This is a genomic window from Clostridium tetanomorphum, from assembly GCF_017873215.1.
Classification (GTDB): Bacteria; Bacillota; Clostridia; order Clostridiales; family Clostridiaceae; genus Clostridium_AO; species Clostridium_AO tetanomorphum.
The window spans coordinates 48,381-70,610 of sequence record NZ_JAGGKA010000017.1; the positions used below are offsets into that span (position 1 = coordinate 48,381).

At 27.5% G+C, this 22,230-nt stretch carries 23 protein-coding genes, 2 pseudogenes, 2 riboswitches and 1 other annotated feature; of the genes and pseudogenes, 11 read left to right on the forward strand and 14 right to left on the reverse strand.

The window, feature by feature from the left end:
• Window positions 1-48: 48 nt before the first annotated feature.
• From J2Z24_RS15500 to J2Z24_RS15515, 4 genes and pseudogenes are all read right to left on the reverse strand, one after another.
• Window positions 49-111, reverse strand: a pseudogene (locus J2Z24_RS15500) (IS200/IS605 family transposase); the annotation flags it as partial.
• Between the two features lie 618 nt (window positions 112-729).
• Entirely contained in the window at window positions 730-1,125 is a 396-nt protein-coding gene (locus tag J2Z24_RS15505) for a hypothetical protein (protein ID WP_372440090.1), read from the reverse strand.
• 270 nt (window positions 1,126-1,395) lie between these two features.
• A complete protein-coding gene (locus tag J2Z24_RS15510; RefSeq protein ID WP_035149904.1) occupies window positions 1,396-1,947 on the reverse strand; it encodes a hemerythrin domain-containing protein in 552 nt (183 codons plus the stop codon).
• A gap of 21 nt (window positions 1,948-1,968) precedes the next feature.
• Window positions 1,969-2,613 carry a hypothetical protein gene (locus J2Z24_RS15515; RefSeq protein ID WP_035149906.1) on the reverse strand — a complete coding sequence of 215 codons (645 nt, stop codon included), beginning with the start codon at window positions 2,611-2,613 and terminating at the stop codon, window positions 1,969-1,971.
• 212 nt (window positions 2,614-2,825) lie between these two features.
• Between J2Z24_RS15515 and J2Z24_RS15520 the strand changes: the two genes are divergently transcribed.
• Window positions 2,826-3,755, forward strand: coding sequence for a DMT family transporter (locus J2Z24_RS15520; RefSeq protein ID WP_035149909.1), 930 nt, complete (start codon window positions 2,826-2,828; stop codon window positions 3,753-3,755).
• A gap of 138 nt (window positions 3,756-3,893) precedes the next feature.
• Here the strand turns inward: J2Z24_RS15520 and J2Z24_RS15525 are convergent.
• A pseudogene (locus J2Z24_RS15525) lies at window positions 3,894-4,598 on the reverse strand (alanine/glycine:cation symporter family protein); the annotation flags it as partial.
• Between the two features lie 122 nt (window positions 4,599-4,720).
• A complete protein-coding gene (locus J2Z24_RS15530; RefSeq protein WP_035149913.1) occupies window positions 4,721-5,134 on the reverse strand; it encodes an acyl-CoA thioesterase in 414 nt (137 codons plus the stop codon).
• 124 nt (window positions 5,135-5,258) lie between these two features.
• On the opposite strand from J2Z24_RS15530, the gene surE reads away from it, so the two are divergent.
• On the forward strand, window positions 5,259-6,011 hold the full coding sequence (surE, locus tag J2Z24_RS15535; protein ID WP_035149916.1) for a 5'/3'-nucleotidase SurE: 753 nt from the start codon (window positions 5,259-5,261) through the stop codon (window positions 6,009-6,011).
• Window positions 6,012-6,106: 95 nt separating this feature from the next.
• Here the strand turns inward: surE and J2Z24_RS15540 are convergent, their stop codons facing one another.
• Window positions 6,107-6,967, reverse strand: coding sequence for an anti-sigma-I factor RsgI family protein (locus J2Z24_RS15540; RefSeq protein ID WP_111947645.1), 861 nt, complete (start codon window positions 6,965-6,967; stop codon window positions 6,107-6,109).
• On the reverse strand, window positions 6,957-7,640 hold the full coding sequence (locus J2Z24_RS15545) for a sigma factor (RefSeq protein ID WP_035145532.1): 684 nt from the start codon (window positions 7,638-7,640) through the stop codon (window positions 6,957-6,959). The genes J2Z24_RS15540 and J2Z24_RS15545 overlap by 11 nt, the downstream gene beginning before the upstream one ends.
• Window positions 7,641-7,780: 140 nt before the next feature.
• On the opposite strand from J2Z24_RS15545, the gene J2Z24_RS15550 reads away from it, so the two are divergent.
• Window positions 7,781-8,761, forward strand: coding sequence for a DUF5667 domain-containing protein (locus J2Z24_RS15550; RefSeq protein WP_035145530.1), 981 nt, complete (start codon window positions 7,781-7,783; stop codon window positions 8,759-8,761).
• Window positions 8,762-8,880: 119 nt separating this feature from the next.
• Here J2Z24_RS15550 and J2Z24_RS15555 read toward each other — a convergent pair whose 3' ends face one another.
• A complete protein-coding gene (locus J2Z24_RS15555; RefSeq protein WP_035145527.1) occupies window positions 8,881-10,074 on the reverse strand; it encodes a M20 family metallopeptidase in 1,194 nt (397 codons plus the stop codon).
• Between the two features lie 75 nt (window positions 10,075-10,149).
• A riboswitch (SAM riboswitch) is annotated at window positions 10,150-10,263 on the reverse strand.
• 152 nt (window positions 10,264-10,415) lie between these two features.
• A riboswitch (SAM riboswitch) is annotated at window positions 10,416-10,518 on the forward strand.
• Window positions 10,519-10,624: 106 nt separating this feature from the next.
• Here J2Z24_RS15555 and J2Z24_RS15560 point away from each other — a divergent pair.
• From J2Z24_RS15560 to J2Z24_RS15570, 3 genes are read left to right on the forward strand one after another with little or no spacing between them, the layout of a single operon-like run.
• Window positions 10,625-11,704 (forward strand): methionine ABC transporter ATP-binding protein, encoded by a 1,080-nt coding sequence (locus tag J2Z24_RS15560; protein ID WP_035145525.1) that lies wholly within the window; start codon window positions 10,625-10,627, stop codon window positions 11,702-11,704.
• The gene (locus J2Z24_RS15565) at window positions 11,652-12,332 is read left to right on the forward strand and encodes a methionine ABC transporter permease (RefSeq protein ID WP_035145523.1); all 681 of its coding nucleotides are present in this window, start codon (window positions 11,652-11,654) and stop codon (window positions 12,330-12,332) included. The genes J2Z24_RS15560 and J2Z24_RS15565 overlap by 53 nt, the downstream gene beginning before the upstream one ends.
• Before the next feature lie 19 nt (window positions 12,333-12,351).
• Complete coding sequence (locus J2Z24_RS15570; RefSeq protein WP_035145521.1) at window positions 12,352-13,185, forward strand: MetQ/NlpA family ABC transporter substrate-binding protein; 834 nt, start codon at window positions 12,352-12,354, stop codon at window positions 13,183-13,185.
• A gap of 183 nt (window positions 13,186-13,368) precedes the next feature.
• Here J2Z24_RS15570 and J2Z24_RS15575 read toward each other — a convergent pair whose 3' ends face one another.
• The 3 genes from J2Z24_RS15575 to J2Z24_RS15585 form a co-directional block, all read right to left on the reverse strand.
• Window positions 13,369-13,929 (reverse strand): TlpA disulfide reductase family protein, encoded by a 561-nt coding sequence (locus tag J2Z24_RS15575; RefSeq protein WP_035145519.1) that lies wholly within the window; start codon window positions 13,927-13,929, stop codon window positions 13,369-13,371.
• 12 nt (window positions 13,930-13,941) lie between these two features.
• Window positions 13,942-14,637 (reverse strand): cytochrome c biogenesis CcdA family protein, encoded by a 696-nt coding sequence (locus J2Z24_RS15580; protein WP_035145517.1) that lies wholly within the window; start codon window positions 14,635-14,637, stop codon window positions 13,942-13,944.
• A 139-nt stretch (window positions 14,638-14,776) separates the two neighbouring features.
• Window positions 14,777-15,211, reverse strand: coding sequence for a GNAT family N-acetyltransferase (locus J2Z24_RS15585; RefSeq protein ID WP_035145514.1), 435 nt, complete (start codon window positions 15,209-15,211; stop codon window positions 14,777-14,779).
• Between the two features lie 364 nt (window positions 15,212-15,575).
• Window positions 15,576-15,824 (forward strand) — a binding site (T-box leader).
• A 60-nt stretch (window positions 15,825-15,884) separates the two neighbouring features.
• On the opposite strand from J2Z24_RS15585, the gene asnS reads away from it, so the two are divergent.
• Window positions 15,885-17,276, forward strand: coding sequence for an asparagine--tRNA ligase (asnS, locus tag J2Z24_RS15590; RefSeq protein ID WP_035145512.1), 1,392 nt, complete (start codon window positions 15,885-15,887; stop codon window positions 17,274-17,276).
• 22 nt (window positions 17,277-17,298) lie between these two features.
• Window positions 17,299-18,240: an AEC family transporter gene (locus J2Z24_RS15595; protein ID WP_035145510.1), complete on the forward strand. Its 942-nt coding sequence runs from the start codon at window positions 17,299-17,301 to the stop codon at window positions 18,238-18,240.
• A 41-nt stretch (window positions 18,241-18,281) separates the two neighbouring features.
• Here the strand turns inward: J2Z24_RS15595 and J2Z24_RS15600 are convergent, their stop codons facing one another.
• Complete coding sequence (locus J2Z24_RS15600; protein ID WP_035145508.1) at window positions 18,282-19,268, reverse strand: N(5)-(carboxyethyl)ornithine synthase; 987 nt, start codon at window positions 19,266-19,268, stop codon at window positions 18,282-18,284.
• 351 nt (window positions 19,269-19,619) lie between these two features.
• Here J2Z24_RS15600 and J2Z24_RS15605 point away from each other — a divergent pair, with 351 nt between their 5' ends.
• From J2Z24_RS15605 to J2Z24_RS15615, 3 genes are all read left to right on the forward strand, one after another.
• Window positions 19,620-19,820: a cold-shock protein gene (locus J2Z24_RS15605; protein ID WP_035145506.1), complete on the forward strand. Its 201-nt coding sequence runs from the start codon at window positions 19,620-19,622 to the stop codon at window positions 19,818-19,820.
• 312 nt (window positions 19,821-20,132) lie between these two features.
• A complete protein-coding gene (locus tag J2Z24_RS15610) occupies window positions 20,133-20,624 on the forward strand; it encodes a dUTP diphosphatase (RefSeq protein WP_035145502.1) in 492 nt (163 codons plus the stop codon).
• Window positions 20,625-20,732: 108 nt separating this feature from the next.
• Window positions 20,733-21,167 carry a DMT family transporter gene (locus J2Z24_RS15615; protein WP_035145499.1) on the forward strand — a complete coding sequence of 145 codons (435 nt, stop codon included), beginning with the start codon at window positions 20,733-20,735 and terminating at the stop codon, window positions 21,165-21,167.
• Between the two features lie 66 nt (window positions 21,168-21,233).
• Here the strand turns inward: J2Z24_RS15615 and J2Z24_RS15620 are convergent, their stop codons facing one another.
• A complete protein-coding gene (locus tag J2Z24_RS15620) occupies window positions 21,234-22,229 on the reverse strand; it encodes a GNAT family N-acetyltransferase (RefSeq protein ID WP_035145494.1) in 996 nt (331 codons plus the stop codon).
• Window position 22,230 lies beyond the last annotated feature (1 nt).

Below are 22,230 nucleotides of genomic sequence, written 5' to 3' on the forward strand. Positions count from 1 at the left end.
CGGGTCAATAAATTCTTTCATACTTATTTGATCACTTACTATATCTTACTGTAACTGATTTTTTATATATTCTTGTATTGCCTTTTTGTTTTTTCCTACTGTATCTACATATATATCATATGTATTTGACGGAGGTAAAATGCATGGCAAAGAATGAGCCAAGCAAGCCAGACGATGTAAAAACCAAGCCGGATAATGTAACATGACGGATGAAAAATCCGAAGCCAGCCAGTCCTTACAAGACGATGGAAAAGCTCAATTCATTCAATGCTTTACTCTGTTTTTTAAAAGCTCTTTTATATTCTGTCCTTGATTGGTAATTCTAGAATGGCTTTTAAACCATGAGGCTCGATATTCTCAAAGGTATTAATGTCAAGATTATTTTCACCTTTATCTATGGATATGGCGGGTTATTTAAGGCAGGAAGTAATGTAATTTATAACCTGTATCCCATCACAGCAGCATTGGGAATGTTGTAGTACCAGGCTTATGATGCTGCCGTTAACTGGAATGTTCCGCTTTGCCCAGCAAGTCTTGGACTTACATTTCTGCTTTCGGTCATTTTGATATTAAAAATAGGCAATCAACCTGGACTAAAAAAAGCAGAAGAAGACTAACCCTTCAAGCTTACGTAAGTAACGATACCCGGAAGAAACTGAGCTTTCCAGGTTTTTTTATTTAACAATAAAAGCTCATGTATTTCTACATGAGCTAAGTATTTATTAAATTTTAATAACAAATAAAGCTTTCTATTCTTCTAGTATCTACTCCGAAATATACCCATCTTCGTCCAGTCAATCTCCACCCTGCAACAGATGTTCTTCCTACATATACAAGGTAAGCCCAAAATGATCTTCCATTATCTAACCATATATATATATATCTAAAGGTACAAGGCCTAATGGCTCCTGGATCCACAGCTTTTAACTCAGGCCCAGACTTCTTAGATGGAGTAAATGATGGTGGTGGTCCACTTGGTGGACCTCCTTGCATTCCACCCCCAAATGGCGGTGGTCCACCTGGTCCTCCACCAAATGGAGGTGGTCCTGGCGAAAATTGTTGTCTATAAGGACATCTTAACATTGATTCAAAATACTCTTCATCATAAAAATAGGGGCAATACATATATATTCTCCTTTTAAATATTGACATTATATAATATGTGTCTAATAGCTCAAATGTTACTACAGCAAATATTATCTCTATTCTTAATATCATACACTTAGTTCTAATTCATCTTTATGATTTGAATTAAGTTCATCTCTATTAACTTCTTGTTGTAAAAGCTACTACTTGAGCTGGATATATTTTTTTAAGATTTATCTTTGCAACAAATGCTAATAAACTTCCGTGAACTAATAATATTTATATAAGGAAGATTTATATCTTCCTCCTCTATATAATCTTACTTTCTAATTCTTCTATAAGCTTTATATATCTATCCTGTACGCTATTATCCTTAGCAATATTCTCGATTTCTTTAGATTTATCATTTAATTCTTTTTTATTTTCTTCTGATAATGAACGATCAGCAAATTTATATATAGTACTATCTTCCTTATCTATGTGTCTATTTAATAAATCTGTATAAGAAATTGCATTAGCTATTATATCTAATTTAGCTTCTTCATTACCTCCTTCTAATTCCTTTAAAGCATTTTCCAAATTTTGCATATATAATCTTCCCATATCGTGTTCTATAAGCATCCCCATTATAGGTCCACTTTTTATCATATTAAATTGTCTATCCATTATTGTAAACAATATATTTTCTTCTTTACTATGATGATGTTTATCAGCATAATTTCTTACAAAATCTATTATTTTATAAAAGTCATTATAATCTACATTTTCATTCTTCAATACTTTATAACAATAACCTCTTATAACCTTAAGCATTCTTTTTATATTTTTATGTTCTTCTATCATGAGCTCAATTGCATTCATACTAATCCACCTTTCTCTATTTTATTTTTTTATTTCACATATCTTCTTATCATTTAATACTTCCACATTATAAATAAAATTATTACTTAAAGCACTTATAAAAGACTTAATCCATTCTTCTCTTAACTCATAGAAATTATCTACATTGCCCTTTTCCTCTTCCCAATAAGCTGTATGCAAACAAACTCTCATTCTCCATTTATATATATTTTCATCATTTTCTAATTCTTCATTAACTCTATCACATGGCATCCCTTCTAATATAAAATCATTTAATATGTTAAATACCTCTACTGGTAACAAGGGAGTAAATTTTTTACCATACTCTTTCCCAAGTTTATTTCCTTGAACTCTAAAAATATTGATTAATTCATTTTTATATTCTTCTGAAGTGTTTATTATTCTGGTAACCCATGCAGCCTGCCTTCCTTCAGCTCTAGCAATCTTATCTTGTAACCATCCATGAATATTTGATGTATCTATTATGTCTTCCAATGGTTTATTTTCTGTAGGTTCTCCATATTTTCCATATATTTCATTCTTCCAGTTATGTATTGGAAAATCGCCTTTATCTTCAGCCCAATCTACAATTTCTTTTTCTAATCCTTCAAACCATCTTATCTTATCAAATAACCAATAATGAATCTTTCCTAGAAATAAACTCATAATAATCTCCTCCTAAAAAATTTATATAGTTATTTTGTGATTTATTTCTTAAATTTATAAGTTAATTATAATCTGTTAATAGTAAAATATACGTACCCTATGTTACGTTTGAATGATTTTCATAATTAACTTTCACAATATTTACAAAAAATAGTTGTTGCTATATAATAAACTCTATGTACTTAAATTTTATATATTAGGAGGCTGATAGGATGAACTCCTTATTTAAAAGAAAAGATTTACTAGGTGATTTTTCTTTGTTAATAGTTACAATAATATGGGGAAGTGGTTTCGTTGCAACGAAAAATGCCTTAGATTCGGTTTCTCCATTTTTTATAACTACACTAAGATTTACTATAGCATCTATATTAATTGGGGTTATATTTTTTAAGCAAATAATAAAAATTAATATTAAAGATTTAAAAGCTGGATTTATTATTGGTTTTTTCTTATATGTTGCTTTTGCCACACAAACCGTTGGATTGCAATATACAACTGCTGGTAAACAAGCTTTTTTAACAGGTACTAATGTAGTTATGGTTCCTTTTATATATTGGCTTGTATCCGGTAGAAAACCTGATATATATAACTTAATATCAGCATTTTTATGTTTACTAGGTATATCTTTACTAACATTAAATGGAAGTATATATATAAATTTAGGAGACTTGCTTACTTTAATATGTGCATTATTTTTTGCTTGTCATATAGTTTCTGTAGGGCATTTTGCTGAAAATCATAATCCTATAATTCTAACGTTTATTCAATTTTTAATAGCATCAATTTTATCGTTTATTTCCATGATTTTAATTGAAGGCTCTCCTGCCTCTATATCTAAAGAAGGTATCATTCCAGTTGGATATTTAGCTATCTTTAGTACTTTAATAGCTTTTTTAATACAAAACATAGCTCAAAAATATACTAGTGCTACTCATACTGCTATCATATTAAGTTTAGAAGCTGTATTTGGAAGCATATTATCCTGCGTGTTGCTTGGCGAAAAATTCACATATAAAATATTTATAGGTTGTATAATTATATTTATTGCTATTATAACTGCAGAAACTAAGCTAGAATTTTTAAAATTTAATAAAAAAACAATAACTTCTTCTGAAAAACTTAGTGAAAAATTAAATTCTTGAAATATACATTAAAAAATTTGGCAAAAAATTAAAGCCTTATTACAGGCTTTAATTTTCTATGTTTCTATAATCTTTTCCTTAGTCTCTCCCCAATATTCAACATTAGTTAATCCATCAATTGAATTAATATTAAATAAAGGTTATATTTTTTATAACTACAAACAATGCAATTAATATATAAGCAACAGCCATTACTGGCACTATAGTTTCTGCAACCTTAGCAATTCTTTTTACACCTCCAAATATAATAACTGCTGTTATGGCTACTAGAACTCCTCCAACTAATAGTTTATTTATGCCAAATGCCCCTTCAAATGCTAATGAAATTGTATTAGCTTGCACAGAATTAAATACTAATCCAAAGCTTATAGTTATAAGAATAGAAAAGAGTATTCCCATCCATCTCTTATTTAGGGTTTTTTCCATATAATAAACTGGTCCTCCCCTATATCTGTCTTTATCTTTAACTTTATAAATTTGTGCCAGAGTACTTTCTACAAAACTTGAAGCGCCTCAAATTAATGCAATAATCCACATCCAAAATACTGCTCCAGGGCCACCTACCGCAATAGCTATAGCAACTCCAGCTAAATTACCAGTCCCTACTCTAGAGGCAGTACCGATGCAAAATGCTTGAAAAGATAAAACTCCATTGCTTTTTTGACCTGATATTGAATTACCTGCTCGTTCTGCTAATAGCCTAAACATTTCTTTAAAAAATCTTAGCTGTACAAATTTTGTTCTAAAGCTAAAATAGAATCCTAATACAATTAACACTGCAATAAGTACATATGACCAAAGTATGTTATTGATATTTGATATAATTTGTCCAACTATATCCATTACTAAATTGCACTCCTCTTATTTAAATATTTTTATTAAAATATACATTAAAATTGTATCAAAAAATAAAAAAATATCATTTTTTATATTTTACGACTTTTTTCTTTAATATAGATAAATTATTAGCATAATTCGACTAATCTTTCCCATGCATCTGGATGTTTCCTTTTCAGATTTACTATTTTAAATCTATTGTCTACAAAAACTTGAGTAGTATATCCTTTTGCTAATAGCTTATTGTCTTCTTTTCTTATTACATTATAATTAAAAATAACCTTTGCAGCAGTTAATTCTTTTATATATGTTTCAACAATTATAATATCTTCATATTTTGCTGCTTCAATATACTTGCAGTATGTTTCTACTAAAGGCATCATAATTCCGTTCTCTTCTAATTCTTTATAGCTCATTTTAGATTCTAATATAAACTCTCCCCTTCCAACTTCAAACCATGGGTAGTAATTTGAATGATGCACTATTCCCATTTTATCTGTCTCTACATATCTAACTTTTAGCTCAGTTCTATTTATATACATTTCTATACCTACTTTCTTTTAAAATAATATACAAATTATATTAAATATTGATTAAACTATATATGTAAGTATATCATTTTATAAAATGTTGTATCAATAAATAATTATATGGAGGATATGAATAATGAGATTACTTTTAACAAACGACGATGGAATTGAATCCAAAGCATTGCATATATTAGCAAAAGAATTAGAAAAAAATCATGAGTTAATAATTGCAGCACCTAGTGTTCAAAGGAGTGCTTGTAGTCATTCTATAACTATTTCAGAGCCACTAATAATAAAGAACGTAGACTTACCAGATATAAAATCTAAAGCCTTTAGCATTTCTGGTACTCCAGCAGATTGCGTGCGAGTTGCTATTCATAAGCTTTTAAATAAACCCATAGATATGGTCATATCTGGAACAAATATGGGTACAAATCTAGGCATGGATATAATTTATTCTGGTACTGTATCTGCTGCCATTGAAGCAGCCATATATAAAATACCTTCTATAGCTATCTCTGCTGAGTTAAATAATAATTGTGGCAACTACAATTCTGCTGCTAAATTTGCCTCTAAAATAATAAAAATTGCTGAAGATAATTCTATAAAAAATGATTTAGTTATAAATGTAAATGTCCCTTGCTTAACAGAAGAAGAAATAAAAGGAATTCAAGTATGCGAAATGGGTAGAAAAACTTATGATAACTATTTTGTTGAAAGCATAGACAAAAATGGGAACATGAATCTTAAGCTAAGTGGAAGAATTAATACAAAACACATAGAAAATACAGATATATACTACTTAAAAAAAGGTTACGTAACTGTAACACCTCTTCACTATGACTTAACTAATTTTAAAATATTAAGTGCCGTATCTAATTGGTTCTAATCTCTAATAGATTTAAGCCTTTTTCTAAAATTTTATAATTTTAAGGGATATCAAGAATAGAACTACATATCTAAACTTAATATCCCTTTTTCTCTTTACTTTTTATTTTTTTCATTCTCTTTATTAAAATGACCATTTCCTTTTAACTGATTATTATTCTTTTTATTACTATTCTTATTTTCTAGTGTATTCTTATTATTTAAATTAGAATCATTGTTCTTATTAGCAGGATTATTTTTTTCTTCTTTTATTTTATTATTATTATTTTTATTTTTAATTGATTCTTTTAAATTACTATTATTTTCTTTTTTACTCTCTTTGTTGTCAATGTTTCTAATATTACCCTTACCCTTTTCTTTGTTCTTATTTGAGTTGTTATTATTTAAATGTTCCTTAATTTCTCCATTAACTTTTACATCCATATTAATTTTATCCTTTATTATATTTTCTTTAAAAGATGTAATATTTACATTTCTCCCCTGTATATCTAAACTTACTGTTTTATCAGCTTTTATATATGAATCATTTATAAATTTATCTTCTTTAGCTTGTTTTAATATATTATTAAGGGCATCGTCTATAGATTTATTTTTTATATTTACCTCATTTATAATTTTTTTCCCATCATTATTTAATCCAACTACTTTAAGTACTTTATTAAATCTATTAACCTTTAACTCAATACTAGGATTTATAGTTAATACTATAGTTGACACAGGTTTAAAATATGCATATGCCATTGAACTGGAGATTAATACAAATAAAAAGCATGCTACTGCTGCAATTTTATAAAAATGTGTAAATTTTTTATTATACTTTACCATTTCCCCCGTATATTCTTGTCCTATTTCAGGTCTTTGTTTTTTTACCATTACTTCTATAAATTCCCCCTGACTACTCATAAGTATTGCAGTTCTTTCTCTTACTTCTATTACTATTCCTTTTTTATCCTTCAATTACCTCACCCACCTTTAAATCCAAATAAGATTTTAAATATAAATATTCATCATTTGATAGAACTAATATAAGTGATATTAGATATTTCCTCCATTTTTCCAGCAACTTCTTTTTAGCTCCTGTAAGTACTGCTATTTGTTTTATTGGTAACATTTTATTTCTTCTAATATATATCATTATTTCATCATTATCTATACATCTAATAGCTATATTTAATAGATTATCTTTGGTGTCTTTATGAGATGGTGAAAATTTTGAAAGTTCTCCAAAACTTATATTATACTTGCTTAATTCTATGCTAAAAAGTTTTATTTCTTCTGCTCTTTTTTCATTCTCAACTCTAATTTCATATGCATTTAATGAATTCTTTAAATCTATATAATTTAAATCTTCATCATTATTAAATATTAAATATGTTTTTAAACTAGTCTTCTTAAAGTAATTTATAAGCGCATTTTTTATTAAAACTCTAGCATAACTAAAAAAGTTTCCTCTATTTTCATTATAACTATCACATGCTTTATTAAAAGCTATCATTGCAATGCTTAATTCGTCATCATTTTCCCACTGCAATCTTTTTTTACATATATTATATGTTGTATCATATATGAATTTCTTATTTTTTTCTATAAAAGCATCTCTGTCATTATCTAATTGCTTTTTAAGGTCCATATAATCACCTCATTCATTATATACAAAATAATTTCATATTTTTAAGGGGTTCTTATTTACAAGTTTTTTTATTTTTCCCCCATCAAAACTCATATAAATAGTGTATATATATTTGAGATAAATTTGAAGGAGGTAATTTTATGAAAAAAATTGCTACTATACTTACTATCACAGCATTAACATTAAATTTAGGAGGTACTGTATTAGCTGCTGATGAAACATCATTCCAAACTAATGCTGGTATAACACCAGATAGTATTTTCTATCCTATTGACCAAGCAATAGACAATTTAAAACTAAACTTTACCAATAGTGAAGAAGGAAAAATTGAACTTTTATCCGAAATAGCTGAAGAAAGATTAGGTGAAAGTGAAATTTTATCTGAAAAAGGAAAGGATGAATTAGCTTCTAAACCACTTGAAGAATTTAATGATAAATTAACAGAAGCTACCGACTCTCTAAATAATGCAATAAACAATAATGAAAAAAGTGTAGAAGAAAACACTAAACTAGAGGATTTACAGGACAAGATCAACTTAAAACAAAAAAATTCAATAGAGGTACTAAAAAAAATACAAGCTAAACTAGGCGAAAATGCTAAAGAAACAATAAATAAAGTTATAGAAATGCAAACTGCTAAAAAAGAAGCTGTAGATGCCATGATAAAACAAAGACATGTGTTTAATGATGTAAAAAAAGAAGTTAATCTTCTAAAAGTAGAATTGAAAAAAGCTGAAAAGTCCAAAAATGAAGAAGCTATAGAAACTTTACAAACTGAACTAAAAGAAAAACAAGCTCAATTTGAAATTGAAAAGGGAAAGCTTGAAGTAGCTATAAAGAACAAAAAAGATGTAACTAAAAAAATGAAAGAAGAAATAAAAAATAATAACCATAATAATAAAAATAAAACTGTTGAAAAAGATACTAATATAAATGATGATATTGATAAAGAATCTTCTAAAACTAATGTTGAGGATAAAACAGAAATAGAATTAGAAAACGAACAAACTTCCATAGATGAAAATAATGTTAGTGAAAAAGATACTAAAAAAATTCATAAAGAAAACATAAAAAACAATTCTAATAAATCAGGAAAAGATAAAAATACAAAAAATAAATAATATAAAAGACATGTGGGGCTGTCGCATTAAGAAATTTACATACAATATACTTATTTGTAAATTAATATCAAACACAACATGTTGAGAGATTTACTCTTATTGCCACAACCCCATTTAATTTATAGCGCCTTTGTTTTCTTAAATTCTTCTTTTATTTTTTCTACTTTTTGCCTATTAGTTAGCAAATTAAAGCCTGTGAGGGCAAGTGCTTTTGCTCCAATAATTAGAGCATTATCCCCTTCCTTTGAAACAGCCGCATCACAAAATTCTTTAGTATGTGCTACCAGTTCACTTTTTCCTATCTTTATATAAGGATGTATTGTAGGAACAACTTGACTAATATTTCCTGCATCTGTTGACCCTATTCCTTTAACATTCTCAGTTTTTATATTGATACCTAAGTATTTCATACTTTCTTCAAACTCTTTATCAAACTCTTTATTTATTAATAGATTATCCACTGAATTTTGAAATGGAATTATATTAACTTCAGCTCCAGTAATAAGAGCTGCTCCCCTTGCAATCTCTTTTACTTTCCTAGTAACTTCATCACATCTTTTTCTTGTAGCAGCACGTATATAGAATCTAGCTTTTGCATAATTCGGAACAATATTAGGCATATCTCCACCATGAGTTATAATACCATGGATTCTTACATCATTTGTTACATGTTGTCTTAATGCATTTATACCGTTATAAAGTTGAATCACAGCATCTAAAGCATTTATACCTTTTTCTGGGCAAGCTGCTGCATGAGCTGACTTACCTATAAATTCAAAGTCTAATGGATCTACCGCTAATGAATTACAGGTTATTGACGTTTCACTAGAAGGATGTATCATCATACAAAAATCTATACCCTTTAACAAGTTATTTTTCACAAAACTTGCTTTTGCACTTCCATTTTCTCCACCTTCTTCTGCTGGAGTTCCAAGTACAACTATTTCCCCTCCTATCTCATGTATCACTTTACTTAAAGCTATAGCTGAAGCTATACTTGTAGTTCCTATAATATTATGTCCACAAGCGTGTCCTAAATTAGGTAATGCATCATACTCTGCTAAATATCCAATAGTTACTCCCTGCTTACTTGCTTTTTTACGAGCAATAAAAGCTGTGGGATGTCCCGCTACTCCCCTCTCTATGTTAAACCCATTTTCTTCTAATTTTTTATTTAAAATCTGTGAAGCAAAAAACTCTTGATTTCCCATTTCCGGATTACTATGAATAGCATGACTTATATTAATATATCCTTCCTTATTCTTTTCAATATCTACCAGAATACATTTTTTTATTTCTTCTAAATTTAACATATAAATCTCCCCCTTATTTTATATAATAAAAAAACCTCTTCAAAAGAAGAGGTAATATACTTAGATATTCCGCTCTTCTTATCTTTCAAGAAAATAAATTCTTGCTGGAATTAGCACAGTATTTCTTATAAAAGAAACCCGCTGCCGAGATTTCACAGGGCCATATCCCTCCATCTCTCTGGATAAGAAGTTAATCAATATATTATTATAAACTACACTACTCCTTTAAAACTAAAATGTCAATAGATAATTTTTTTATTTTATCTATTGACATCTTAAAAATTTGAAACTATAATAACATACAAGCAAGAAAAGCTTGCTATTAAAAAATCGAATATAAATCCTTATCAAGAGAAACTGAGGGACTGGCCCTATGATGTTTCAGCAACCGCATAATTGTGCATGGTGCTAAATCCAGCAGAACTTTGTTCTGAAAGATGAGGGAAGGAATAAGTATTTATTGCCCTTCCAAGGGTTTTTTTTATACATAAAATCCTCTTCTTTAGAACGAAGAGGATTTTTATTTTGTAAAAATTAGGGGGAATGAAAATTGATATTGCTACATAATGTAAAAAAATCTTATTTTAGTAATAATAATACTATTAATGCATTAAATAATATAAGTTTGCAAATAGATAAGGGGGATATTTTTGGAGTTATTGGATATAGTGGTGCAGGAAAAAGTACTTTGATACGCTGTATAAATCTTTTAGAGAAACCTACCAGTGGAAAAGTATTTGTCAATAATATAGAACTTACAAATTTAAAAGAAAAAGAACTTAGAAAGTGTAGAGAAAAAATAGGAATGATATTTCAGCATTTTAATTTAATGAATAATCGAAATGTGTTTAAAAATATTGCTTATCCACTAAAGGGAAAATCACTTACTAAAGAAGACATTAAAAATAAAATAACAAATTTACTAAAACTTGTTGGTCTTGAAGATAAAGCCTTTGCTTATCCTTCTCAATTAAGTGGCGGTCAAAAACAAAGAGTAGCTATTGCAAGAGCCCTTGCTAATGAACCTGAAGTTCTTTTGTGTGATGAAGCTACATCTGCCCTTGATCCGCAAAATACAAAATCAATATTAAATTTATTAAAAGAAATTAATAATAGACTTAATCTAACAATAGTAATCATAACTCATCAAATGGAGGTAGTTAAAGATATATGTAATAAGGTTGCAATAATGGAAAATGGTGAAATCGTAGAAAAGGGAAGCATTGTAGATGTATTTGCAAAACCTAAAACAAAAATAGCTAAAGATTTTATTGCCAATACAATGCACTATGACAATATTTTTCAGTTATTAAATAGTAATAAATTTATTAAAGATTCCTCACATGAAGGAATAACTGTAAAAATCTCATTTATAGGTCAGTCAACTGGTCAAGCATTTATATCTAAAATATCAATAGACTATAAAATATATGCAAATATATTATTTGGAAACATTGAAATCTTGCAAGGTATCCCTATTGGAAATTTAATAGTTAAATTTAATGGTATTGAAGAAAAAATATTTAAAGCTTTAGAATATTTAAAAGAAAATAACATAAATGTGGAGGTGTTAGATTATGATAAAATTTCTAAATTTAATAATTCCCAATGTGGTGGACCTATTTCCTGATATGATAAAAGCACTTTGGGAAACTATATATATGGTTGGAATCTCAGGTATAATATCATCCTTAATAGGAATACCTTTAGGAATTATTTTAGTCGTAACAAGAGAAAATAATTTATTAGAAAATAAAGTTGTTTTTAATATGATTGGAAAAGTAGTTAATATATTTAGATCTATACCATTTGTAATACTTTTAACTGCTATAATTCCCATAACTAGACTTATCGTTGGTACAACAATAGGTACAAAAGGCGCAATAGTCCCCTTAGTTTTTGGAACAGCTCCTTTTGTTGCAAGACAAATAGAATCTACATTACTTAAAGTAGATCCTGGAGTTATAGAAGCTGCAAAATCTATGGGGTCTAGTCCTTTAGAAATAATTTTTAGGATTCTTTTAATTGAAGGACTTCCTGGCATTGTTTATGCCCTTACTATTACCACAGTAAGTTTAATTGGTTTTTCTGCTGTGGCAGGTACAGTTGGTGGAGGTGGTCTTGGGGACTTTGCAATAAGATATGGTTATCAGTATTTCAAAACTGATGTTATGGTTATTACAATTATAATACTTCTCATTATAGTAAATTTAATACAAAGTTTAGGTGATATATTATTAAAAAAGCTAAGTCATTAATTTAAAGGAGGATTCAAAAATGAAATTTAAAAAATTGATAGGTATTACTTTATCAACATTATTAACAGTAACTTCATTAACTGCCTGTGGAGGAAAACAAACTTCTTCTAATTCTACAGATAAACAACAAGTAATAAAGCTAGGTATAACTGGAGATGAACATGAAATTTGGGACAATATCAAAAAAAGACTAGCTAAAGATAATATAGATCTTCAAATAATATCGTTTAATGATTATATACGTCCCAATATAGCACTATCTGATGGTGAAATAGATGCTAATGCATTTCAAACTATAATTTATTTTAATAAATTTAAAGAGGATCATAAATTGGATTTAACTTCTTTAGGATACACTGTCCTTGCTCCTATGGGTATATACTCTTCTAAAATAAAAGACGTTAAAGAATTAAACGAAAATAGTAAAGTTGCCATTCCAAATGATCCTACTAATGGCGGTAGAGCCCTTATTCTATTACAAAGTGCAGGACTTATAAAATTAAAGGAAGATTCTGGTGTTACTCCTACAATAAAAGATATAGCTGAAAACCCAAAAAAGCTAAAAATATCCGAGCTTGTTGCTACACAAATTCCTAGATCCATAAAAGATATTGATATTGCTGTTATCAATAATGGTATAGCTGTAGATGCTGGTTATTCTCCACTTAAAGATTCTATTTATATTGAAGATGCCAAAAATCCTAACTCAAAAAATTACTTTAATATAATAGCTATAAAAACAAAGGATAAGGATAACCCTTCTTTGAAAAAATTATTACAAGTATATCAAACTGAAGAAACTAAACAACTTATAGAAAAAGTTTATAAAGGTTCCTCTTTACCAGCATTTTAGAAAACTTATTCTAAATAAAAACTATCTTCTATGAAGTAAGGATTCTAAGTTTAGATATTATATTAAACTTAGAATCCTTACTTCATACTTTAATTAATAATTATAAGCAAATTATCCATTATCTTTTACTTTATAAAAATCTCCATATCCTATATTAAATATATTCTTTTTATACTTTGATTTTTACTCTATGTTCAATTGCTCTTTCATCATTCTTAAAGTCATTCCACCCTGTATACCACTATACACATATCCTTCCTCATCTACAAAAAGTGAAGTAGGAAACCCTTGTATTCCATATGATTCTGTTACTTTTTGGTCTATATCCAATAATACTGGAAAACTATAATTATTTTTATTTATAAAATCTTTTACTATATCAGCTTTTTCTCCAACATCTATGGCTAATATAACAATATTCTTATCTTTTGTTTCTTTATATAATTTTTCTATGTCTTTCATTTCAACTTTACAATATCCACACCATGTGGCCCAAAAATTTAAAAATACCTTCTTACCTTTAAATTGACTTAATGAAACTTCTTTGCCATTTATATCTTTTAATTTAAAATCTATTGCTTGAAGCTTTTTAGTCTCTTTTTTTTCTGTTTCATTAATATTTTCATCTTTATTATTTATTGTTATATCATTCTTATTAATTGCATTGTTATTATAATACTTAACTACAAATATTGATATTCCTATAAGTATTAATAGTGAAATAATAAATACTTTTTTCCTCAATTTTATCCCCCTTTAGCTAAATATATTATTTAAAATATAAGTCTTATCTATAAAAGTCATAATACCCATAGCTATCAATATTATTCCACTTATTATAGATATAATATTAAAATATCTATAAACTTTTCTTATGTATTTGGATATACTATCTACTAAAAATGCTGAAAGTATAAAAGGAATAGCAAGCCCTAATGAATATGTTAATAGTAACATTATACCTTTATAAAGAGTTGCTTCATTGCTAGCATATATTAATATGGACGTTAATACAGGCCCTATACAAGGTGTCCATCCTATAGCAAAAGCCATACCCATTATAATTGAACTTATGCCTAACTTAAACTTGTTAAAATCTAATAATCTTTTCTCATAAAAAAATGCTTTAATTTTAAATAATCCTGTAGTATGAATACCGAATATTATAATTAATATACCACCAATTTTTCTTAAAATATTTCTATTAGCAATAAATATTTTCCCTAAAGATGTTATAGACACTCCCATTAAAATAAAAATAATAGAAAAACCTATAGTAAACCCTATAGCTTTATAAATTACAGTGATTTTATCTTTTTGTTTATTAATATCCTCTAAAGCCGTTCCTGTCAAATAAGTCAAATACATAGGTACTAATGGTAAAACACAAGGAGATAAGAACGATAATACACCTGAAGCAAAAGCAAGAATTAATGATATATCCTTATCCAAATATCCCCCTCCTTTTAACTTATAATTAAATTTAATTATATCTAAATATTATGAAGATATTATGAAGAATAAAAGTATTATTGATCTTTAAATATATAATCTTATTAAAGACTCAATAATACTTCTATTAATTATTTATTTATACTCGTATAATAGACAATCTTTCCATAAATGCTTGTGGCTTTTCTAATTCTTCGAAACCATGATGTTTATAAAATCCTTGAGCATCTTTAGTAGCCAACATAAGTCTTTCAATATTCTCCATATCCGGATGTTCTAATATACATCCTATCATCCATTTACCTAGACCCTTATTTCTGTAATCTTCATGAATAAATACATCTCTTACATATCCAAATGTAATATAATCTGTTACAACTCTTGCAAACCCTATTTGTACGTCTTTATGATATAGACTAAAGCACAGAGAATTTTTTACTGATTTTTCGATAATATCTCTATTTCTTTTACCTGCCCAATAAGATCTAGATAATAATTGACTTACTACAGTAATATCCACTTTTGTTGGATCCGTAGTTATAGTAAATTCTCCTCTTTCATAAATTTTGTTCATTTTATTTTCTTCTTATCCTCCTTTAAAATAATTATACTTTAGCCTAAACTATGGGTAGATAATTTTTTATCATTACCATAAAATTTATGCATAATGATTATATATTATAATTGGAACTTTTCATATATGTTTTTTTGTAATTTTATAGTTAATTTATAAAAAACTTTTTTACAAATTAGGACAATTATCTGTAATTATATAAACTTATATTATAATAGCTTTACTTAGATAAATAGTTAACTGCTACTATAATAAAATTAGTTCTAATACTTATTAAATACTATGTAAATTTTTATATAATCTTGACATAAAAAATTAAAAATATTATAATGACTAGATATAAGTTAATAATAAAATTAATATATTATAAACTATGATGAGAAGAGTATGTAAAGGAAGTAACTTTAGCGAGCCAGTGGTAGTGTAAGACTGGTGTGATGCCTTTATTGAAGAACATCTCTGAGTTTCTAACCGAAATCAAAATTTTGATAGTAGGCTTAGAGGTTTCCAAAACCTTATTTTTGGTATGTATAGATTTTTCTGTACAGATATGAGGCGGCCAAATTTTTGGCAAATTGGGTGGTACCGCGAAAATCAGTCTTTCGTCCCTTTATTTAAAGGATGAAAGGCTTTTATTTTTATATAATAAAAAATATTAAGGAGGCAACCAAAAATGGAAAACATATTAGTGAGACAACTTTATAGAGAAACTGAAAAATTCATTGATAAAGATATTAGTATATCTGGATGGATTAGAACAGAGAGGGTATCAAAAAACTTTGGTTTTATAGAATTAAATGATGGAAGTTTTTTTAAAAATATTCAAATAGTTTTTGATGCCAAATTAGGCAACTTTGAGGAAATATCAAAACTGGCTATTAGTTCATCTTTAACAGTTGAAGGTAAATTAGTTCTTACTCCTGAATCAAAACAGCCTTTTGAAATACATGCTTCTAATATAATAATAGAAGGACTTTCTTCTTCTGATTATCCTCTTCAGAAGAAAAGACATACTCTTGAATATTTAAGAACTATTGCTCATCTAAGACCTAGAAGTAATACTTTTTCGGCTGTATTTAGAGTGCGTTCATTAGCAGCTTACGCTATACACAAATTTTTCCAAGATCAAAACTTTGTTTATGTTCATACACCAATAATTACAGGTAGTGATTGTGAAGGTGCTGGAGAAATGTTTAGACTTACAACTTTAGATTTAAATAACGTACCTAAAGATAAAGAAGGAAATATAGATTTTTCTAGAGACTTTTTTAATAAAGAAGCTAATCTTACTGTAAGTGGCCAATTATCCGCAGAAACTTACGCTTTAGCCTTTAGAAATGTTTATACTTTCGGTCCTACTTTTAGAGCTGAAAACTCAAATACTGCAAGACATGCTGCTGAGTTCTGGATGATAGAACCTGAAATGGCTTTCGCAGAATTAAGTGATTATATGGACGTAGCAGAAGATATGGTTAAATATGTAATAAACTATGTTATGGAAAATGCTCCAGAAGAAATGAATTTCTTCAATAGTTTTATAGATAAGGGATTATTTGAAAGATTAGATAATGTGGTAAATTCAAATTTTGCTAGAATAACATATACTGAAGCAGTAGATCTTCTAAAAAAATCTGGAGAACAATTCCAATATCCTGTTGAATGGGGTATCGATCTTCAAACTGAACATGAAAGGTATATAACTGAAAAAATATTTAAAAAGCCAGTATTTGTTACTGATTATCCAAAAGATATTAAAGCGTTCTATATGAGAATAAATGATGATGGAAAAACGGTAGCTGCTGCTGACCTTTTAGTTCCTGGAATTGGTGAAATAATAGGCGGAAGCCAAAGGGAAGAAAGATTAGACATATTAGAACGTAGAATGGAAGAATTAGGACTTAAAAAAGAAGATTATTGGTGGTACTTGGAATTAAGAAAATATGGTGGAACAAAACATTCAGGTTTTGGATTAGGTTTTGAAAGAATTTTAATGTATATGACTGGAATATCAAACATAAGAGATGTTATACCATTCCCTAGAACAACTGGTTCTGCAGAATTCTAAAAATTAAAAAGGAGATATCTTTATGGCTCTTTTAAATGCTTTTGGTAGTATTTTTAGTATAGTAATTATGATATCCTTAGGATATATATTAACAGAAAAAAAATGGATAAATGAATCAAATGCTAATCTTTTTGCTAAGATGGTTATAAATTTATCCCTTCCAACTTTAATGATAACAAACCTTATGAATAACTTTGATAAAGCTAAATTAATGAGCTTAGGTAAAGGGCTTTTTGTACCCTTTACCTCCATAGCTCTAGCTTATATTATAGGAAAATTTGCTTGTAAAATATTAAAAGTACGTAAGGGTAGGTCTGGTACATTTCAATCAATGTTTTTTGTATCCAATACTATATTTATTGGATTACCAGTAAATCTGGCCATATTTGGTGAAAGAAGTATCCCTTATGTATTACTATATTATATAGCAAATACTACATTTTTCTGGACCATTGGAGTATATGAAATAAGCAAAGATGGAAAAGACTCTAATTTAGATAGCATATTTTCTAAAGCTACTTTAAAAAGAATTATTTCTCCTCCTTTACTAGGTTTCATATTTGCTATAGTTCTAATTTTATTAGAAATACCTATGCCTAAATTTATAATGGATACCTGTAAATATTTAGGTAACCTTACCACTCCATTGTCTATGTTATTCATAGGAAATACGATTCACTCAATCAATTTAAAAAATATAAAAATTGACAAAGACATGATTGGAGTTTTTATTGGAAGGTTTATAATTTCTCCTCTGTTAGTAGTTTTAATTGCCTATCATTTTCCTCTTCCCAAATTAATGAAGGATGTTTTTGTTGTGCAAGCTGCTATGCCAGTTATGACAAATACAGCAATAATGTCTAAAGCTTACGATGCGGATTATGAATATGCTGCAATTATGATTGCATTAACTACTATATTAAGTCTTATAATTATTCCAATATATAAACTTATCTTAACATAATAACAAAAGCTATGTTTCAATTGAAAACATAGCTTTTATTATTATGCAATATTCACCTTATTATATTGTCTATGCTGATATTTTAGTATTTTCTTGTCTATTATTTCTCCATTATCTATTATTATAGCTTTTACTAAAACTTCATTTTCATTTTCTTTTTCTTCTATAATAAAATCTAGATATTTTGCCATTTCTTTACTTATTTCTCTACTAGCAGTCCTATAGAATATAGATGGTGTATGGTCTACAACATAATGCATAATACCATCTACATAATAAACAGGTTCTTTAATAGTTGTTATTTTACTTGTTTCTATAGCTTTATTTGCATCACAACTAACATCTATTATTAAAGCATTCTTTTTCATTCTTTTTAAATCTTTTTTATATATTACATGATCTTTCCTATTAACATCCCAAAGTATGGCATTTACTATCACATCATAATCGCTTATTTCCTTTCTAAACAATATTTCCATGTTTCTTCCATATACAGTTATATCTGCACCTAATCCGTTTAATATTCTGTATGCTCCTCTTGCTGTATTTCCTCTTCCTAATATAGCAACTTTAGTCTCATAAGGGAACTTTCCATAGGCTTCAAATGCTTGAACTATAGCAGCTTCTCCCGCAATCTCATTATTTCTCCAAAATACATGCCTTCCTTTCTCATACATATCTTCCCAAGCTATACACTTCAAATTATTATTTAATAATTTATCTGCAATTTCTTTATGCTGAACTGCATGTATCCATCCAAATATTACTTGGCCATTTTTTAAATTATCTAAATAATCTCCATCACCTATTTTAGGATCACATATAACATCTTTATTTAATATTCTTTCTCTGTCTTCTACATTGGCTCCTGCTCTTATATATTCTTCATCTTCTATTCCCATAATTTTCCCATATCCTTTTTCAAAGTATAACATATTTGGATTCTTTAATTTTACAATATCTGCTGGTAATATAGCTCTTCTTCTCTCATTTTCTTTTGTACTTATTAAGAATCCTATACTTCTCATACAAATCATCTCCCTAAAAATTTTATAAAATTATGGTTGAAACAAACAATCTAAAAACTATTAACAAGTTTTAAGTTGTTACTTTTTTATTTGAACAAACCCTACATTTATATTATATGTATTAAAATCACAATAATCAACCTACAACTTTATACTTATTAATAAAGTTGTAGGTAATAGTTTCCATAATCCCAATTTATCTCTTATTTCCTTAGTAATTCTCCTTATAATTCCTTTACTCATACATTTACTTAATTATTAATATAATTATAATTAATTATGTTGATAATACTAAATTTAAAGAGTATAATAACAATGTAATATTTTTTTATTCAGGAGGACTTTAATTAAATGAAAACAGGTACAGTTAAATGGTTTAACCCAACTAAAGGTTTTGGATTTATTTCTGTAGAAAGTGAAGAAGATGTATTCGTACATTTTTCAGCTATACAGACTGATGGTTACAAAACTCTACAAGAAGGTCAAAACGTTCAATTCGAAGTAGTTGAAGGTGCTAAAGGACCTCAAGCCGCTAATGTTGTTATATTATAATCTTATAAAAAGTGATTGTTATAATTAATAGCATTAACATATACATAAATACACCTTTCATTAATATGAAAGGTGTATTTTGTATTATTATAGAATTTTGTATTATTATTTTGTATTTTATAAATTTATTATGTATATAAAACGTTTCCATCTCCTTATTATTTCGATTTAATAGGTTTTACTGTTTTTTTTTAATGTAACCGATTGCGAAATCTTTAAATTTTTTTAAACTTTAGATAGAATATAATTATAGTAAAGTTCCTTATTACTTTACCTATTTATTAAAAGTATATGGAAAGGCGGCTTTATTCTATGGATCTAAAAAATCTTTTTATTATGCAGGAGAAGTTAGACCAACATATTATGGAGCAACATAATCTTTATGGTAAACCTCTTTTTTCTGAAAAATTATTAGCTCTTCAAGTGGAGATTGCAGAATTAGCTAATGAGACTCGTTGCTTTAAGTTCTGGAGCAATAGAGGTCCTTCTTCTAAAGAAACTATTTTAGAAGAATATGTAGACTGTTTACATTTTATACTCACTATTGGTTTAGAAAAAAATTATACTTATTCAACTTTTATTATTCCAAAAGAGAGTATTTCTAATGAAATAACAGATCAGTTTTTGAACCTATACATAGATATAAATGATTTCATTATTTGTCCTTCAAAAGATCATTATCAAACTCTCTTTGAAGACTTTCTATGTCTTGGAATTTCCTTAGGGTTTAATGAATCTGAAATAGAACAAGCTTATTATGATAAAAATACTATAAATCATGAAAGGCAAGTTAGTGGATATTAGCCTTTAAATATATTATTTTTTCCAGATAGAGATTTTCTCTATCTTTTTATTTTCTTAAATAATTATTTTTTCTCTGGATAAAATAAAACGAGAAAGGTGGTTATTTATATGCTAGGTATAATATTCTCTATAATTGCAGGAGTAGCTATGAGCTTTCAAGGTGTTTTTAATACTAGACTTGGAGAAAAAATTGGATTATGGGAAACCAATGTTATAGTTCAAGGTACAGGACTAATATTAACATTTATAATATTACTCTTTGTTGGAAATGGAAATTTTAAAAACATAAAAGAGGCTAATAAACTATATTTATTAGGTGGAGCTCTTGGAGTAGTAATAATATATACTGTTATGAAGGGAATTTCAGAACTTGGCCCTACATATTCTATTGCTACTATTTTAGTTGCACAACTTACTTCTGCTGCTATAATAGATGCATTTGGACTATTCGGTTCTGAACAAATAAAATTTGGCTGGATAAAACTTATAGGTATAGCTGTAATGATTATTGGTATAATAATATTTAAATGGAAGTTTAAGTAATAAAAATCTAAAGTTCATCTAAAATAAAAACTCTAGATGAACTTCAGATAGTATTAATACCTTATATTATAAACTAAAATCCTTTCCCATATGAACATATGATTTCCACGGTATAAAATTAAATATGCCGTAAAACTTATAAAGTTCTGTCCAATCTATACATATATTTTCCACATGCCTATTTTTTAATATCTCCAAAGATTTAAAGAGTAAAGTTAATCCTAATGTTTTTTGTCTATATTGTGGATGTATTCCTATAGGTCCTAATCCACCAAAATTTTCACCTAATAGTTTCCTCCAATAAATTGGTGGCCCAATTACTTTACTATCCTTATGATATACCCTGCTAAACCCTATTACTATATCTTTCTTAATATCTTTCATTATAATAATATCTTCTCCGTCAGCATCATTATTTAAAGCATACTTTATAGCTTCTAACCATCTACCTGGAAATGCTTCCTTGAAAAAACAAATCAATTTTTCTTCTTCATCCTTGTTAAAAGGTAAAACTACATATTCTTTATTTTCATTTAATTTTAGCCTTTTTAAATTTTTTAATTTTGAAAAATCTATTGAACTTATATCACATATTAAATCACTAGAACTATAACTATCTTTATATCCTCTCTTATTGAAAAATTTATATCCATCTTTAAATTCCAAAGGGACCCCTGGGAAAAAATGAAAAGTATCTCTTCCAACTTCTATATGTTTTATACCTCTAGCTTGCAATATATTTTCACACTTATACAATAAATAACTACCAATTCCTATATTTCTATATTTAAAATCTACTATTAATGAATTTATATTTCCTTGAGTTTTATCAGCCTCTATAATTCCTCTAGGCTTTAACTGTTGTTTAAATATTATGAAACCAACTAAATCTTCTTCAACAAAAGCTCCTAAAATATCCTTTTTTAGTAAATTTTTATCTCCTTCAATGTTTTGACAAAATAATTTTTCATCCATTGGGAAAAAACATCCTATATTATCATTCCAAACTTTTATAATATTTTTCATCTCTTTTTTAGTAATAAATCTATAAGAAACCTGCATA